Source organism: Dyadobacter luticola (genome assembly GCF_005860805.1).
Lineage (GTDB): Bacteria > Bacteroidota > Bacteroidia > Cytophagales > Spirosomataceae > Dyadobacter > Dyadobacter luticola.
Genome location: NZ_VCEJ01000004.1, coordinates 1,253,740 through 1,270,768, shown reverse-complemented (window position 1 = coordinate 1,270,768; position 17,029 = coordinate 1,253,740). Strand labels below are relative to the sequence as shown.

17 protein-coding genes are annotated in these 17,029 nt (G+C 47.0%); 10 read left to right on the top strand and 7 right to left on the bottom strand.

The window, feature by feature from the left end:
• The first annotated feature begins 13 nt into the window (after window positions 1-13).
• The 3 genes from FEN17_RS16010 (at window position 14) to FEN17_RS16000 (ending at window position 4,186) form a co-directional block, all read left to right on the top strand.
• Window positions 14-1,192, top strand: coding sequence for a PQQ-dependent sugar dehydrogenase (locus FEN17_RS16010; RefSeq protein ID WP_138366340.1), 1,179 nt, complete (start codon window positions 14-16; stop codon window positions 1,190-1,192).
• Window positions 1,193-1,603, top strand: a complete 411-nt coding sequence (locus FEN17_RS16005) for a c-type cytochrome (protein WP_138366339.1) — start codon at window positions 1,193-1,195, stop codon at window positions 1,601-1,603. It begins immediately after the preceding gene.
• A gap of 186 nt (window positions 1,604-1,789) precedes the next feature.
• Entirely contained in the window at window positions 1,790-4,186 is a 2,397-nt protein-coding gene (locus tag FEN17_RS16000; RefSeq protein ID WP_138366338.1) for a TonB-dependent receptor, read from the top strand.
• 68 nt (window positions 4,187-4,254) lie between these two features.
• On the opposite strand, the gene FEN17_RS15995 is transcribed toward FEN17_RS16000, so the two are convergent.
• A complete protein-coding gene (locus FEN17_RS15995; RefSeq protein ID WP_138366337.1) occupies window positions 4,255-5,715 on the bottom strand; it encodes a gluconokinase in 1,461 nt (486 codons plus the stop codon).
• 221 nt (window positions 5,716-5,936) lie between these two features.
• Here FEN17_RS15995 and FEN17_RS15990 point away from each other — a divergent pair, with 221 nt between their 5' ends.
• Window positions 5,937-6,122: a hypothetical protein gene (locus FEN17_RS15990; protein WP_138366336.1), complete on the top strand. Its 186-nt coding sequence runs from the start codon at window positions 5,937-5,939 to the stop codon at window positions 6,120-6,122.
• Window positions 6,123-6,155: 33 nt separating this feature from the next.
• Here FEN17_RS15990 and FEN17_RS15985 read toward each other — a convergent pair whose 3' ends face one another.
• The gene (locus tag FEN17_RS15985; RefSeq protein ID WP_138366335.1) at window positions 6,156-7,385 is read right to left on the bottom strand and encodes a metallophosphoesterase family protein; all 1,230 of its coding nucleotides are present in this window, start codon (window positions 7,383-7,385) and stop codon (window positions 6,156-6,158) included.
• A 163-nt stretch (window positions 7,386-7,548) separates the two neighbouring features.
• Between FEN17_RS15985 and FEN17_RS15980 the strand changes: the two genes are divergently transcribed.
• Together FEN17_RS15980 and pgeF are read left to right on the top strand one after the other, a co-directional pair.
• Window positions 7,549-8,064: a DinB family protein gene (locus FEN17_RS15980; protein ID WP_138366334.1), complete on the top strand. Its 516-nt coding sequence runs from the start codon at window positions 7,549-7,551 to the stop codon at window positions 8,062-8,064.
• Between the two features lie 68 nt (window positions 8,065-8,132).
• Complete coding sequence (gene pgeF, locus FEN17_RS15975) at window positions 8,133-8,903, top strand: peptidoglycan editing factor PgeF (protein WP_229208841.1); 771 nt, start codon at window positions 8,133-8,135, stop codon at window positions 8,901-8,903.
• Between the two features lie 59 nt (window positions 8,904-8,962).
• Here pgeF and FEN17_RS15970 read toward each other — a convergent pair whose 3' ends face one another.
• The 3 genes from FEN17_RS15970 to FEN17_RS15960 all read right to left on the bottom strand — a co-directional run bounded on the left by FEN17_RS15970 (window position 8,963) and on the right by FEN17_RS15960 (window position 10,756).
• Window positions 8,963-9,379 carry a histone H1/H5 family protein, HCT subfamily gene (locus tag FEN17_RS15970; RefSeq protein ID WP_138366333.1) on the bottom strand — a complete coding sequence of 139 codons (417 nt, stop codon included), beginning with the start codon at window positions 9,377-9,379 and terminating at the stop codon, window positions 8,963-8,965.
• Between the two features lie 140 nt (window positions 9,380-9,519).
• A complete protein-coding gene (locus tag FEN17_RS15965) occupies window positions 9,520-10,050 on the bottom strand; it encodes an RNA methyltransferase (RefSeq protein ID WP_138366332.1) in 531 nt (176 codons plus the stop codon).
• An 85-nt stretch (window positions 10,051-10,135) separates the two neighbouring features.
• Window positions 10,136-10,756 carry a response regulator transcription factor gene (locus FEN17_RS15960; RefSeq protein WP_138366331.1) on the bottom strand — a complete coding sequence of 207 codons (621 nt, stop codon included), beginning with the start codon at window positions 10,754-10,756 and terminating at the stop codon, window positions 10,136-10,138.
• Window positions 10,757-11,079: 323 nt separating this feature from the next.
• Between FEN17_RS15960 and FEN17_RS15955 the strand changes: the two genes are divergently transcribed.
• Window positions 11,080-12,015, top strand: coding sequence for a GNAT family N-acetyltransferase (locus FEN17_RS15955; protein WP_138366330.1), 936 nt, complete (start codon window positions 11,080-11,082; stop codon window positions 12,013-12,015).
• A 2-nt stretch (window positions 12,016-12,017) separates the two neighbouring features.
• Here FEN17_RS15955 and FEN17_RS15950 read toward each other — a convergent pair whose 3' ends face one another.
• A complete protein-coding gene (locus FEN17_RS15950) occupies window positions 12,018-12,662 on the bottom strand; it encodes an FkbM family methyltransferase (protein WP_138366329.1) in 645 nt (214 codons plus the stop codon).
• A gap of 21 nt (window positions 12,663-12,683) precedes the next feature.
• A complete protein-coding gene (wecB, locus tag FEN17_RS15945) occupies window positions 12,684-13,802 on the bottom strand; it encodes a non-hydrolyzing UDP-N-acetylglucosamine 2-epimerase (protein WP_138366328.1) in 1,119 nt (372 codons plus the stop codon).
• A 120-nt stretch (window positions 13,803-13,922) separates the two neighbouring features.
• On the opposite strand from wecB, the gene FEN17_RS15940 reads away from it, so the two are divergent.
• The 3 genes from FEN17_RS15940 (at window position 13,923) to FEN17_RS15930 (ending at window position 17,027) form a co-directional block, all read left to right on the top strand.
• On the top strand, window positions 13,923-15,446 hold the full coding sequence (locus FEN17_RS15940; protein WP_138366327.1) for a lipopolysaccharide biosynthesis protein: 1,524 nt from the start codon (window positions 13,923-13,925) through the stop codon (window positions 15,444-15,446).
• 62 nt (window positions 15,447-15,508) lie between these two features.
• Window positions 15,509-16,123, top strand: a complete 615-nt coding sequence (locus FEN17_RS15935) for a class I SAM-dependent methyltransferase (RefSeq protein ID WP_138366326.1) — start codon at window positions 15,509-15,511, stop codon at window positions 16,121-16,123.
• Window position 16,124: 1 nt separating this feature from the next.
• The gene (locus FEN17_RS15930; RefSeq protein ID WP_138366325.1) at window positions 16,125-17,027 is read left to right on the top strand and encodes a glycosyltransferase; all 903 of its coding nucleotides are present in this window, start codon (window positions 16,125-16,127) and stop codon (window positions 17,025-17,027) included.
• Window positions 17,028-17,029: the final 2 nt, after the last annotated feature.

The following is a 17,029-nucleotide window of genomic DNA, read 5'->3' as shown; positions in this document are numbered from 1 at the left end:
TTCACCTCTTAACATGAACAAAAACATTCCTTTACTGAAAAAATGCCTACCGGTTGCGCTGGGAGGTCTGCTGCTCGTTTCATCTGTGGCCATGATGAGCAACAGCGGCCCGGGTTCCAGCGTAAATGCGCCCAAATTTGCTGAATCTGATTTTAAGGTGGATACCGTAGCCACCGGCCTGACAATGCCCTGGGCTTCTGCTTTGTTGCCAAATGGTGATTTGCTCGTGACTGAAAGAGGCGGAAAATTAAGGCTCGTGAAAGACGGCAAACTCGATCCGCAGGAAATTTCCGGTATCCCGACGGTTTACTACAAAGGCCAGGGCGGCTTGCTGGACATTGCCTTGCATCCTGATTATACGAAAAATGGCTGGATCTACATCAGCTATTCTTCTCCGAAAAAAGAAGGCGAAGAAGGTGACGACGATGGCGCAAATACAGGCCTGATGCGTGCCAAACTGAAAGACCATGCTTTGGTGGAAATCCAGCAGCTTTTCAAGGCCCTGCCTAATGTGAAGGCCAACGTTCACTTTGGCGGTCGGATTGTTTTTGATAAAAAAGGATATGTATTCCTGTCGCTGGGTGAGAGAGGCCAGAAAGAAAATTCCCAAAATCTCAGCCGCGATCAGGGAAAAGTGGTGAGGCTGCACGAGGATGGCAAAATTCCTAATGATAACCCTTTTGTAAAAACCGAAGGCGCACGTCCTGAAATCTGGACTTACGGCCACCGCAATCCGCAGGGAATGATCATTAACCCTGCCACCGGCGTAATCTGGGAACACGAGCACGGCCCACAAGGCGGCGACGAGCTGAACATTATCGAAAAAGGCAAAAATTACGGCTGGCCAAAAATCACTTTCGGGATTGACTACGACAACAGCATTATCTCAAAAGATACGGCGATGACGGGTATGGAGCAGCCCGTGGTTTACTGGAAACCTTCTATCGCGCCATGCGGAGTTACTTTCCTGACTGGCGACAAGTTCAAGGACTGGAAAGGCGATTTGCTGGTAGGCTCGCTAAAATTCATGTATATCCAGCATTTGACCGTCAAAGGCAATAAGGTGACGAACCGTGAAATTATTTTCGATAAGATCGGTCGCGTACGTGACGTGCGTCAGGGCTGGGATGGTAATGTTTATGTTGTTTTGGAAAATTCTGGGAAGGTGGTTCGTCTTAGTCCGAAAAGCTAAATGAAAATACTTGCGATACTTATTTCCGGCTTACTTTTCTGCTCTGCGATCTTTCCAAAACAGGACGACGAGCTGGCGAAGAGCATTCAGCGCGGCAAAATGGTTTATTCCGAAAACTGCATTTCCTGCCACATGGGCACCGGCGAAGGTGTAACTGCCACATTTCCGCCCCTGGCAAAATCTGACTATCTGATGAAGACGCCAGAGAATGCGATCAGGGCGATCAAATTCGGGCTGATCGGAAAGGTGAAAGTGAATGATGTGGACTACGACAACATGATGCCCAATCCGGGTCTCGGAAATGATGAAGTGGCTGACGTGATGAATTACATCATGAATTCCTGGGGCAACTCTTCCGAGAAAAAGATGATTTCGCCGAAAGAAGTGGAAGAAGTCAAGGAGAAAAAATAAGCTGCATATTCCATTCAAAAAGCCGTATAATCCATTGATTATGCGGCTTTTTCATGTCCTTCCGGCAAGCAATTTCACACCTTCAAAAACACTTATTTTAAATAAATCTAAATAAAATCTTGTATAGAAAAGATCCCGTTTTCATCTTTGCGGCCAGATTAACAATTAAGTCCAATTTCAACGCAAATGAAAAAGATCTATATTTTACTCCTCCTCTTCCTCTCCGCTGCAACTGTTTCTGCGCAAACTGGCAGAGTTACAGGACAAATACTCAGCTCCGACGGTCAGCCTGCCGAACAGGTTTCGGTCGGCATAAAGGGCAGTTCAAAAGGTGATGTTACCAACGCTCAAGGAAAATTTACAATTGACCGCCTGAAACCGGGCGCACATATTCTTTTGATCAGTTTTGTAGGTGCGGAAACGCAGGAAAAACCGGTGGACATCATCGCAGGTGAAACCGCCGAGGTGACGGTGACCTTGTCGGAAAACGCAAACCAGTTGCAGGAGGTGATTGTAAAAGGTGGAAATGAATATAAAAGTGATGCGCTTTCGTCCAGCCTCAAACTGATGACGCCGATCCTGGAAACGCCTCAGAATGTGCAGGTAGTCACTTCAAAAGTTTTGACCGACCAGCAGGTGATCAGCATGAGCGACGGCTTGGTCCGCAATGTCAGCGGCGCTACCCGCATCGAACATTGGGGTGATATGTATGCCAACATCAGCATGCGTGGCTCGCAAATCCAAGCTTTCCGGAATGGTTTCAATATAGTAAACTCTTATTGGGGCCCGCTCACCGAGGATATGAGCTTTGTGGATCACATTGAATTTGTAAAAGGCCCGGCCGGATTTATGCTTGCAAACGGCGACCCGAGCGGACTTTATAATGTGGTTACTAAAAAACCAACCGGCGAAACAAAAGGCGAGGCGTCTTTCACGATGGGCAGCTTCGATATGTACCGCACCACATTGGATTTGGACGGTAAGCTTTCAAAAGATGGCAAATTCCTCTACCGCCTTAATCTGGCCGGACAGAACAAAGGTTCGTTCCGTCCAAACGAATTCAATAACCGTTATAGCGTTGCGCCTGTTATTACTTACCAAATCGATGAAAAGACAAAATTGACGGCTGAGTACACTTTACAGTACGCCAAAATGTCCGATGTAGGATCGTTTTATATTTTCTCGCCAGAAGGATATGCAACTTTGCCAAGAGAATTAACATTGATGCCCCCGGGACTTCCCGCCACAAAAATCAAGGATAACAGCCTCTTTCTCAACTTACAGCATCAGTTGAATTCCGACTGGAAACTGACAGCGCAGCTGGCTTATCTGAACTATAAAATGGCCGGAAGCAGCATGTGGCCATCAATCATCAATGCCGACGGCACTATGCAGCGCGGCGTGGGAATCTGGGACGCGAAGAGTGAAATGACACTCGGACAGGTTTTTGTAAATGGTAAAGTCACTACCGGCGGCGTGGTTCACCGTCTGCTGGGTGGTATTGATGTCGGTTCGAAGGAGTATTTCGCCGACTTCGCGCAATCCCGTTCACTTGATACATTGGGCGGCCTTTTCAATCCAAAATCCCCGGTGTACGGAGCACCTAATAATGGATACCCGATTTTTGACCGCTCGCTGGACCTGGAAGCCAGGGCTGTCTCTACGGGAGGACTGATGGACCAGAAGTATACGGGTTTGTATGTGCAGGATGAGCTTGGATTTTTGGATAACAAGATCAGGCTGACCATCGCCGGACGGTTCACCCATTTGAGCCAGGCACAATGGGGCGCCGCGCCTGACAAGGCCGATCACTTTACGCCACGTCTGGGATTGAGTGTTTCGATCGATAAAAACACATCAGTATATGCGCTGTACGACCAGGCATTCCTGCCACAATCGGGGCGACTTACGAGCGGCAATAAGGTGCAGCCGATCACTGGAAATAACACGGAATTTGGTTTGAAAAGAGACTGGGCCGAAGGTCGGTGGAATACCACAGTAGCTTTTTACCGGATCCTGAAAAACAACGAGCTTACCGGCGACCCAAGCCGTCCAAACTCTGGATTCAGCGTGGAACTAGGTCAAAAGAGAGCGCAGGGTGTCGAATTTGACGTGCGGGGTACCATTTTGCCTGGATTGAATCTGACTGCTAACTATGCTTACACCAACTCCGAAGTGACAAAAGTGACCCAGGGCGTGGAAGTTGCGAAGGCAGGCGATCCGGTGCCGGGATTTGCGAAACATACTGCCAACGGTTGGCTGAGTTATAAAGTGCAGAATGGTGCGCTGAAAGGTGCAGGTATCTCCGGCGGCTTCACTTACCTGGGCGACCGCGCTACTTCCACTTGGAGCAACTCGGATACCCGGTACAATCTGCCTAATTATTTCAAACTGGATGGCGGGGTGTTTTGGGAGAAGGACAAAATACGCCTGACGCTCAACGTGTTCAACATTCTGGACAAATATCTTTACAGCGGCGGCACCTATGATTTCCAGACTGCCAAAGGTGAGCCGATCACTTCGTATTACTGGCAGGCGGAAGCACCGAGAAATTACAGGCTGAGCATTGCATATAAGTTTTAACCAGCATTTAGTGACAAAAAAGCGTCCCGGATGTTCGAACATCCGGGACGCTTTTTGTTTTATCATCTTTAAACGGCGTGCGCCATCATGAGTTTCGCGCCCTTCATAAATTTCTCGGCGAGTGTGTGATATTCTTCGTGAATGTCTTTTTTAGGATCAAATTCCTGCCCGACCGTCGTAAACGATTTGAGCTCGGAAAATTTCTTGTACACCCCAAGCGCTATCAGTCCCATCATAGCTGCGCCTACCGCCCCGGTTTCGACCGTTTCGTTGAGTTTGACTTTTATCCCAAAAACATCAGACAACATTTGCACCCAGATCGGGCTTCTTGCGAAACCACCGTTGGCATAAATGGTATCGATATCCTGCATGTCCATGAGAATTTTACCGATGCTATATAAATTCAAATGAATGCCCTCCATCACTGATCTTGCGAAATGCGGCCGGGTATGCCGGATATCCAGTCCCGAAAATCCGCCGCGGACTGTGGAGCTCCAAAGCGGCGCGCGCTCGCCCAGCAGGTAAGGATAAAATAGCAAGCCTTCCGAGCCGGCGGGAATTTTCGCCGCTTCCTCGAAAACTTTATCGAATTCCTCATTTGGAAAAAACGTGTTCATCAGCCACTCAAAAATGACCGCGCCATTGTTGGAAGGCCCGCCGATGATGTAGGATTTTTCGTCCAGCACATAACAAAAAGTCTGCATCAGCGGATCGGAATAGGCTTTATTCGAGCATATTCGGACTGCCGCGCTGGTTCCGATGGTGACGGCCATGGAGCCGGAGCTGATAGCGCCACTACCCAGGTTGGCCAGGCAGCCGTCGCTGGCGCCCATGATCAATGCCGTACCTTCGGGTAAATGTGCCGGATTATTGGCAGGTACTTTTTCAATGTGGTAGGGCGAAACTGCGTCGGAAAGCTTTTCCGGTTTGAGGCCCAGCTTCTTCAAGGTATACTCATCCCACTTGAACTCGCGGATGTTGAACATACCCGTCGCCGATGCGATGGAATAATCGACCAGGAATTTACCTGTCAGCCGGTATATCACATATTCTTTGATCCCTACAAACCGATTGGTTTTCTGGTATATCTCCGGTTCATTCTTTTTCAGCCAAAGCAACTTGCACACCGGCGTCATGGCGTGAATCGGCGTACCATTATTGTTGTAAATCTTCTTCCCTACCCGCGAAGCGCGCAGCTTGATGGCAATGTCGGAGCTCCGGTTATCGGCCCAGATAATGAGTCCGGTAAGCTGTTTGCCCGATTTATCCAGCGCCAGTACGCCATGCATGGCAGCACTGAAACTGATCCCGAGCAGCTGACTTTTTCCTGCAACTGCGTTGGTTACGTTAATGAGCGTCTTGCAGGTAGCCTGAAAAATTTCCTCCGGGTCCTGCTCGCTCCAATCCGGGTGCGGATGCTGCATTTCGTAACTCTCGCTATGGGAAGCCAGGATTTGGCCGGAAACAGAATCGAAAGCTACTGATTTGACGTTTGTTGTGCCAATATCACAACCGATTAGGTAGGGCATTTGAAATCGTATTTGAGGCGGCGCGACACGTATCAGGCATCATTTTGCCGCAGAAATTTGGTAAAAACAAATGTAGCAGATTATCCGGATCTTTCTTTTGCGTAGCAGGCCTGCGGATTCGCTGCGCAAAATTTAGGTTAAAAATCTGGCTTGTATGTCAAAAACATAACTGTTAATGCTTATTTTCGCAGCATTAAGCATTCGATTTAATCTTTTTAAAAATGTCTGAGACAACGCATACTGAATCTGCCGGGGTACCTACGTTTGCCTACATTGCGGCTTTTCTGGTCCTGTTTATCATTTTAGCTGTTTTCGGCGACCTTTTCACGTTTATCGTAGGAACGATCGGGCTGATCATCACATTCGCAGCTTTTTACAAGGATAACAGCCACGACGACCATCATTGATTTCCTTGCCTGCTGATTGCAGGACTTCCATATTTACCGAACGGCCAGCTCCGGAATCGCTTTTACGATATTCCAGACGAGTTGGCCGTTCTCTTTATTTATCACCCAGCTTTCTTCAAAAACAAGGGTATCGTCCAGGTCGCGGTACTCGGCTGTCAGCTTTTCATCTTTGATGACCAGGTGCACAAAACCGTTATAGCCAAGTGAATGTCGTTTTAAAACCTTCCTTACCCGGCGGTCATAATAAATGATTTTGTCCAGCTCATCCCCGTCCGGCAGCTGGATTTCAACCGGTAGTCCGCCGTGGCCAATACACCTGCCCCACGCCTCCGGCCCTTTTCCGTTTTGGACTTTATCATAAACAACCATCCGGTGATCATGCCCCCAGAACCAGATCAAAGGTCTGCTCGCGTCACCCATGATTTTCCGGATTTGCTCCCCCGGTTTGACAAATTCTTCCCGGAATGCGGACAAGTAAGGATGGTGGCTCAGGATCATAATGCCACGTTTGTCCTCAGGATCGCCCAATTTCACTACGTCCCGCAGCCAGGCAATCTGCTCGTCTTTCAAGTGGCAGTCGGGTGGGGACAATATTTCAAAAAAAGGTTTTCCCACCGAAGTATAGCCGGTATCGATTCCTATAATGCGCCAGAAACTGTTTTCCAGACAGAAAAAACCGGCTTGCTGTGTTTTCTTCACCTCGCCGTCGAGCGCATACATGGCCGGGAGCAAATGCTGGAAATAGGCATCACCATTTGAATACATCTCATGATTTCCTGATAATGCCAGGCTCCCCGACGCGCCGTAATACCAGGAGGCGTAAGGTGCTGTAAAATTCGCCTCGACCTCCTGTGGCGTGCCTACAAAATAAATATCGCCCAAATGAATCGTGTAATCGGGTGAATATTTCGAAACCAGGTTCGCGACGGCGTCGGATTCGGCGGTATCGCTCGCCCAGTCGGAGAGCAAAGCCAATGTCAGTGTTTCGCGGGAAGGAATGGAGGATTGCAAGGGATAAATTCCGTTGTCGCCATTTCGGGGGTATGCCTGGTAGGGATGTTTCGCGCCGAAGCGGCTCCTCAGGTAATGTTTGGCAAACCCCAGCAGGTTGGTTTTGAAAAACTCCGAGATCACATTGGAGACAGAGGAAGTTTGCTTTACCCGCTTTTCGTAAAGTTCCAGCTGTGTTTTTGCATGGTTTTCGGCCTCGGTATGGCCCAGATCAAGATATTTTTTCGCCCGCTCGTCAGGTGACTCCGCCATAAAATCCGCTTCTGTTGATGATTTAGTAGTTTTTGCAAATAAGCCAATATCCTTTCCGTGCGCAACCAAACATCACAATTAATATTTATTTAACGCAGTTGAAAATCGAATTCATTAGAATTACCTTTCCTCAAAAATTTCCAACCACCAAAACAAAAATCGAATGAAGAAAATTACGATCATCTGTCTGATGCTCCTCGCGGTGCAGTCGGCATTTGCCCAAACCCAGATTGCCAAGATGACGGCTGACTGGGAAAGAGCGAAAGTTTTTACAAAAGAATACCTGGATGCCATGCCCGACGATGGCTATGCATTCAAACCGACGCCTGAAATCCGCACATTCGCCCAACAAATGGGTCACCTGGCCGATGCGAACTACGCATTTATTTCTGCCGCTACCGGGAAAGCAAAACCGATGGAAGGCTCGGTGGAGAAAATGGCTGACCAGTCCAAAGCTGCGATCACCAAAGCAACGATGGACAGTTACGACTACGTTATCGCTGCGTTGAAAGGCATGACTGACGCTGACCTGGGCAAGGATGTGAAAGTGTTTAATATGAATTTGAAAATGGGTGTTGCATTTGAAAAAGCCTTCGAGCACCAGACCCACCACCGCGGGCAGGCAACCGTTTACATTCGTCTGAAAGGTGCCAAGCCGCCGCAAGAAAAACTTTTCTAATACGAAGGACCGGAAACGGTCCTTTTTTTATTTCCTATTTTTGCGATTGTCCCAAGCAAACTACCGATATGCCATTTTCAGAAATGCCCGCCACAAAACCCATGTACCGAAAACCCGCTATTTTCGCGGATTTCGCGGAATTGATCGCGGCGGAAAGCACACGTCATGGCGGCGTAAGCCCGGCACCATTTCAATCATTGAACCTTGGCGGGTCCCAGGATACCCCTGAGAATGTGCTGGAAAACAACCTGAAATTCTTCGCCGCATTGATTGTGCCTTTTGAAAAAGTGGCCAAATCGCACCAGGTGCACGGATCTGAAATAATGATTGTAAACGAGCCTGGGCGGTTTGAAGGATATGATGCATTGATCACGAATGTGCCCGGCGTACAGCTGGCGGTAACGGTGGCCGATTGCACGCCGATCCTGATTTACGATCCGGTTACCGGCGCAGTTGCCGCCATACATGCCGGGTGGCGAGGTACGGTTAGTGAAATTGTTTTTAAAACCGTGCAGTTGATGATCGAAACTTACGGTACGCAACCGGCAGATTGCGTCGCGTATGTCGGGACTTGTATTGACGAATGTTCGTTTGAAGTCGGAGAGGACGTTTCTCAGCATTTCAATGCAGAGTATAAAAGATGGGACGAAACGCGCGGCAAGTTTTTTGTTGATCTCAAAAAAGCGAATCAGGATTTGCTGCTGCGTGCAGGCTTACTTCCCGCCAGCATTGAAATTTCCGAATTTTCTACGGTTCTGAATAATGAAGATTACTTTTCCTACAGGCATGAAAAAGGCGTGACGGGCCGGCTGCTCGCCACGATCGGCAGGATTGCCTGAAAACAAAAAATTCAACCCCGTGAGAAGTTGAATTAATATTTTTTAAAAAACCGATCCGGTTATTGTGCTGATGCTTCCGCGTCTGCTTTCGGAGCTTCTGGTTTTGCTGGTGCTGGCTTTTCTGACGTTGCTTTTGCCAAAGGTTTGGCAGGAACTGGTTTGGAAGGGGGTATGGCTGGCGCTTTCGAAGATGCCGCAGCTACCAACGCAGCGATTTTCTCCGTTTTTGCCGCTTTTTCTTTTTTACCCTCTTTTTTAGGCTTCGACTTCGCTTTCAATTTTTTGTCAGCTGCCTTCTGCTCTTTTTCTTTTTTCTTCAAGGTTTCCTTTTCAAACTTGGCTACCTTTTTGGCCAGCTTTTCAGCCGCTTTTTCAATTGATTTCTTTATTTGCTTTGAACCTGCCGAAACTGCATCGATTTTACCGGAAATGGTCTCAGCAATCTCAGTTGATAACTTTTTTGTTGTGGATTTCATAATGAGTTATAAAATGTAAATGGTCAAACATGCTGAGGTACAGATGTTTACTATTTGGTGTCAGATTGGGATTCAAACCTCAGGAACGACCTGCAATTACTGGTTATTTAATCATATTGACCAAATTTTTGGTGTTATTTTTATGTTAAATTTTTTCTTACAAAGTCCCACAAAACAATCCCGGCGGCGACCGATACATTAAAAGAATGCTTGGTGCCAAACTGGGGGATTTCGAGACAGCCGTCGGATACGGCAATTACTTCATCCTGCACGCCTGAAACCTCATTTCCAAAAACAAATGCATGCGGCACGCCTGGCTCCGGCGCAAAATGTTGCAATAAAATACTGTCCTCCGCCTGCTCGACGCACCAGATCTGGTAACCCAGCTGCTTCAATTCCTGAACCGCCGAAAGTGTATCCGGGCTTGCCTCCCATTCCACGGATAATTCTGCGCCGAGGGCACTTTTGGTAATGTCGCGGTGCGGCGGCTTGGGCGTGTAGCCGCATAAAATGATTTTTTGCGCCCGCAATGCATCGGCAGTCCGAAAAAACGACCCAACATTGTTGAGGCTGCGGATGTTATCCAGCACAATCACAAACGGAAATTTTTCCGATTCCTTAAATTCCTCGACCGTCAGCCGGTCCATTTCATCGATCCCTAATTTTCGCATGGCGCAATGTTAGCCCTGATACTATATAAAGCAAAAAAAGGCTCCTGCATCAGATACAGGAGCCTTTTGCCAAGCAAATATATAGTTACTTGATCTTCGTGATCAACTCTACAATATTTTTTACACCCAGTTTTTCAAAGATCCGCGCTTTATAAGTACTGACCGTTGATAATTGCAGGTTGAGTTTTTCCGCAATTTTCGCTGTTCCCAAACCTTCTTTCAGCAAATTCATCACATCGGTTTCACGGGGAGACAGGCTGATGATCGGGTCTGGCAGATATTCTTTTGGATTGATGAGCCGGTTGATATTCATTTGCTGCATATCCTCACTCATGTATTTTTTATTGTTCAAAACGCTCATTACGGCTGTTTTGAACTCTTCTTCCGGCGCGTCTTTCGACAAATATCCGTCGGCGCCTGCTTGCAGGTACATCAAGCCGTACAATTGCTCGTCGTAGCTCGAAAACATCAGAATACGAATGCCCGGTGACTTCATACGAATGGTTTCCACCATCTTGGTGGTATTTCCTCCCGGTATATTGATATCCAGGATCAGAAGATCATACGCCTTTACTTCCAGCTCCTGAAGGATTTTATCGAAATCATCCACATCCGCAATGGTGGAATCTGGGATCAGCGATTTGAGGAGGTGCTTGGTGCCAATCCTGACGACGGCGTGGTCTTCGGCAATAAGTATGTGTTTCATGTATGGGATGGGCCAATTAAAATTTAAAAATTCCGGTTTAGTTAAAAAAGCAATTTGTACTTGAATCCTATTGCCTGCACTTTCGAGAAATTCTGACTACTACCAGCGAAGAAATCTGTGAAGCCACTTCTAGTTTTCTGGTTAATTAACAAAAATAGTAATCAGCATTGTATTAAACATAAAAAATATCAAATTAGTATATCAATAATTTAACAAACCAGTTACACAAGCCGCCGATTATTCAAGACACACAAAGTTAATCAGATATCCGTATTAATTCTACACACATTCATATTTATAAGTGGCAAAAATTGGATCTTTTAGTGAATTTATTCACTATTGACACCAAAGATTGCCTTTCTACGGGTTTTTCACCCTGTCTTTACTACCAACCCGACCATTTGAAAACCCAAACCGACCGGGCAATATATGGGTTTATCCTTTCACGACAGGAAATATCGGCAGTAATTGCAAAATTTCATTGCGCCCAGGATGAGCACGGTATCTGGAATTCACCTCCAAAAGCGCCGTTTGGTGGTATAGTGATAGAAAAACGTTGTAGCGGAAGCGAGCTGGAATTCTTCCTTAATTGTATTAAAAAGTGGTTGAGCATGTGTAGTCATGGAAAACTGATCGTTAAGGCCGCCCCCGCATTTTATAACCAGTCGCTTCATGACTTGCTCCACCATTGTTATATCAATACTGGTTTCGTCCCAATTCGTACGCTCGCAAATCATTTTATATTTCCAAAAAAACCGAATTTCTACGACATTATCCGTCAAAATGAGAGACGAAGATTAAAAAAAGCGCAAAAAGCTGGATTTCAAGCAAAATTTTTGACCGGAGTATCGCCAGAGGTGATTGTGGCGTTTCTTCTGAAATGCCATCGCGGGAACAACTACTGCCTTTCGATGCAGCCTGCGCAGCTCCAAAATTTGTTGGCCCAATTCCCGAACCATTTCCTGGTTTTTGGAGCATATAATCAGGAAAAACTGATTGCTCTGGCTGTGATGGTGCGCGTTAACATGGATACCTTATCGTATTATACTTCCGCCTTTTTGCCGGAATACCGCAGTTTCAGCCCGATGGTGCTGGTGATGGATCACATTTACGGCTTTTGTCGGCAGAACCACATTTCCATGCTGGATCTTGGGACTTCACTGGATCATGAAGGCAACTACAAACCGTCGCTGGCGCGATTCAAGGAAAATATAGGTGGGGAAGTTTGCCCGAAAATCACCTATGAGCTAACATTTTAAAATCAGATCCCCAGACAGTTACCATCTCGGTAAAAAACGCTCGTGCAGGTTTCAATGCCCACAATCGGCGCCATTCCGATAAAATCCAGGCGGCGAAAACCTTTCTCTTTAAGCAGGTCTTTTGCCCGCTGGTACCATTCCCTTTCCGAGTTATCCAGGATCAGCACGCCATCGTGCGCAAGATAATCCACCGCGAAGCTGGCACACTTCACCCGGTTCCGACCATCTACTACAATAATGCTGTATAACTGCCCCGTAGTCGCTACCGCTCTAATATATTCGTCGCCCAAAGGCCTCTCAATAATGCTGGCATTGGCCGGAAGTTTCGGGCTGATCAGTTTGATCCAATCCCTATCATTTTCCACAGCTGTGATTTGTTTCACCCGGGCCGCATACCAGCGCGTGGAGTTACCGGAACCGTACTCAAAAACCATAAATTCAGGCTTCAAACGCGGTTTTAAGAATAAAATAAAAGGATATGTATACCAGGGCAGCGGGTCGCCATTCAAATCCACAGATTGTTTGGAATGAAAACTTTTGAACCAGCCATATTGCTTCAATGCCCCGCCCACATGCAGCTGCACCGTTCCGCCCAGCCCCACTGAGTTAAGCAAACCCCAGACACCGTTTTTTATTTTTTTCAACATTTTATCCAACATTGTAAGCCCCTACTTCGCACAAACGTACGAATTAATGTACTTTTCTCTTAGGACCGCCACAATCCGCTCCGCCGCTTTTCCATCCCAAAATTCTGGTATCGCCCCTTTTTTGAATGTCCCGCTCAAAATGTTGACCGCCAGGTTTTTTACAGAATCGATATTGAAATCAGGCATTAAATAATTGGTACCCACCTCCACCGTCACTGGCCGCTCCGTGTTTTCGCGCAAAGTAATGCACGGAATGCCTAGGTAAGTCGCCTCTTCCTGGATACCGCCCGAATCCGTGATGACCATCGAAGCATTTTTTAGCAAACCAATAAATTCCAGGTAACCCTGTGGATCAAGCACTTTCAGGTTTTTGACTGTTTTAAAATCTTTTTCCAAATCAAATGCTGCTATCTTTTTCCTGGTCCTCGGATGCATGGGAAACACGACTTGTTTTAATTTTGATAAGTCCCGGATAATCGACACAATCTTAAAAAGTCCATCAACTTGGTCCACATTGGCTGGCCTGTGCATGGTCATTAAAATGTAGGATTGAGGCAGCAGCCCTAACTTTTCAATGTTACCCACCTGATCAATTTTTGCAGAACATTGCACCAGCGAGTCAATCATCAGGTTTCCCACAAAATGAATCCTGGACGCCGGAACATTTTCGCGCAGCAAATTCTCCACCGCCGATTTTTCTGTCACAAAAAATTCATCCGCAATCGCATCTGTCAGGATCCGGTTGATTTCCTCGGGCATTGAGCGGTCGCCGCTGCGCAGTCCCGCTTCAATGTGCGCTACCTTTATACGTTCCTTTGCGCAAACCAGCGCGCAGGCCAAAGTCGAAGTCACATCCCCCACCACAATCACCAAATCGGGGCGATCCGTTTTCACTACTTTTTCAAAAGCCAGCATGATTTCCGCCGTCTGCTCAGTGGGTGAACCTTCGCTCACACCGAGAAAATAATCCGGCTTGGGCAAACCAAGCTGCTCGAAGAAGATACCAGACATTAAATAATCGAAATGCTGCCCGGTATGGACGATTTTGGAAGTTATATCAGCCTGTTTGGCGAGTTCGCGGTGGAGCGGCGCTACTTTAATGAAATTGGGGCGGGCGCCCACGATGGTGAAGATTTTCAATAGTGTGTTTTTTTAATGTATCAGGCAAATCTAGAAATTCCGCGGATATAAGATCAAACGATCTTGTAGGGTATCTAACCGATTTTGTCTTATTTCGTCCTTTTAATCAAGAAAACCTCAATGGGGATCATTGTTCGTCAGGGATTTAAAAGTTCTATCGTTTCGTACGTCGGCGTCGTCATCGGAATTTTTAACATCCTGATCCTGTACAACCAGTTCATGACCCAGGAGCAGCTCGGCTTGTATGCCTCCACGCTCCTCACTTTCCCCGTCATTTATATGTCTTTTGCGTTGCTGGGCGTGCCTTCGGTGGCCGTGCGGTTTCACAGCCGCTTCCAGGACCACGATTCGCGACGGCAGCTCTTTACCTTTATCATTGTCACGCCGCTCGTCGGACTTGCCGCATTTGTCGTTTTATACCTCTTATTCAAACCTTTATACCTGAAATTTTACCTCGACCACTCCCCCATGCTGGTCAGGTACTACTACGTTTTTATTCCGCTCACGGTCGGGATGGTTTATTTGCTGGCGCTGGAATCGTATTCCAGGATCAATCTCCGGATCGCGGTGCCGTCTTTAATCCGCGAAGTCGGGTTACGCCTGGCTAACAGTCTTTTAGTAATACTTTTCGGTTTCAAGATCATCACGTTTGATACGATGGTCAACCTCACGGTGGTCAGCTACGGCGTGGCGATTGTGGCGATGCTCATTTATTTATATTTTCAAAAAAGGCTTTATACTTCCCTCGATTTCGGTTTTATCCGTCACCCGGCATTCAAGGAAATGTACCGGTACGGACTCTGGGTACTGCTAGGCGGCGCGAGTGCAGCTTTGTTACCGCACATTGAAAAAGTGCTTCTTCCCGCCTTCGAAGGAGGCCTGGGCAGTACCGCGATTTTTGACATTGCGTCCCGCATCGCCTTGGTGATTTCTATTCCCAGAAACAGCATTGTGATGATCAGCGCGCCGATTATCTCCGAAGCTTACGCCAGAAACGACATCGCACACATTGACACGATCTACAAAAAATCGTCATTGAACCTCTTCATTATAGGCTCATTCCTTTTCCTCGGCATCTGGGCCAACATTGATTCCATTTTCAGCATTATTCCCAAATCCGACATTTATTCTCAGGGAAAATGGGTGGTACTGATGGTCGGCGTGTCAAGAATTGCCGATATGATGACGGGCCTGAATTCCGAAATCCTGACCAACTCGCGGTTTTACAGGTTCGACATTGTTTTCATGCTTTTTTTCACGGTCCTGATCTTATTCAGCAGCCAGTTCCTGATCCCGCTTTACGGTTACAATGGTGCCGCCGCCGCAGCTTTATTTTCTACGGTTACTTATAATCTGGTCAAGTTGTTTTTTATCAAAAGTAAAATGGGCATCCAGCCTTTTACGGTGGCTACGGCCAAAGTGCTCGCCCTGGCGCTGCTGGCTTACGCGGTGGTGTTTTTCATTCCAAAACCTGCACCCGGAAATCTGACTCTAACATTAATAGATATGCTACTGCGGTCGGTGATTGTGGCGGTGATTTTTGGCGGCGGTATTTTGGCCTGGAAAATCTCGGAAGACATTTCGGCCGGTTTTAACGCAGGATGGCATTTTTTCAAAACCGGTATTTTAAGGATGAAAGAGTAGCACGGCCAACTTTTGTATCTTTGGCTGACCGACTTTCAGCAGCCGTAAATTCTTTGGATTACATGTCTTTAAAACAAAAAATAGTAGCAGGTCTTTTAAAAGAACCTTTCAGCCGGTACCAGCTCACGACGTACGACCGGTCGAAGCCGATTAATATGGTGGTAGGCTCGATGTATTCCGTTTACAAAGGCTGGATACATTCGGATATTGAGACATTGAACCTGCTGAAAAAGAGCGACTGGGAGAAGTATTTTGAAGAAAATTCCATCGATAAAATCCTCGCCGAGCACGTTTGGGAACATTTGACGCCGGAAGAAGGAAAACTGGCTTTTAAAAATTGCTATACCTTTTTAAAATCTGGCGGGCGGCTGCGTGTGGCAGTGCCGGACGGTTATAATCCTTTCGAAGAATACATTGATTACGTGAAACCGGGCGGTACCGGAAATGGCGCCGACGATCATAAGATCCTGTATAACTACCAGTTAATGTCCGGCTTTTTGCAGGACATCGGTTTCAAAGTGGTGCCCATCGAATACTACGACGAGCAGGGAAAATTCCACAAAAACCCCTGGAACCCGGAAGATGGTATGATCCGCCGCTCAGCCGACCATGATGCGCGGAACAAGGACGGGAAGCTGGTTTACACATCGCTGATCATCGACGCATTTAAGGCTTAAAATGGGTCATATCAATTCATTAGCGCCGATTGTATTGTTTTGTTATAACCGCCCCTGGCATTTAAAACAGACCATAGAATCCCTGCAAGCCAATGTACTTGCCCCGCGAAGTGAATTATTTGTTTTTTCCGACGGCCCCAAAAAAGAGTCGGACATTCCGCTGATCAAGGAAATCCGCGCATATCTGCCCAAAATCAAAGGTTTCAAAAAAATTTACATTATTGAAGCCGAGCAAAATAAAGGTTTGGCCAATTCTGTCATCAGCGGCGTCAGCGACATTGTCGGGCGTTTCGGCAAAGTGATCGTGCTGGAAGATGATATGCTGAGTACCGTCGATTTTCTTGATTTCATGAATGAAGCGCTGACAATGTACGAATCGCGGCAGGATATTTTCTCCATTTCCGGCTACACTCCCCCGCTGCAACTTCCTGAAAACCTGAAACATGGCGCTTACCTCGCCCCGCGGGCCAGCTCCTGGGGCTGGGGCACCTGGGCAGCAAAATGGCAGAAAGCAGACTGGGATGTCAGTGATTTTTCAACATTAAAAAAAGATTCGGGAAGTAAAAAAAGGCTGGCCACGGGCGGAAGCGACCTTTGGCCCATGTTGCAGAAACAGCAGCAAGGCATCATCGACTCGTGGGCCATCCGCTGGACTTATGCGCAGCACAAAAACAATGCATACGGCCTTTACCCGGTCCGCTCGAAAATCAAAAACATTGGCACGGATGGCAGCGGGACCAATTTTACATTTAAGTCGGGCATTTACGGACGCGAAATGGCAGAGGGGCACATTACGTTGGACCCCGACCTGCAACCCGACAAACAGATCATTGAAATATTCCGTAATTATTACAATTTGCCTTTTCAGGTAAAAATCAAAAATTGGATCAAATACCGGATCTGATC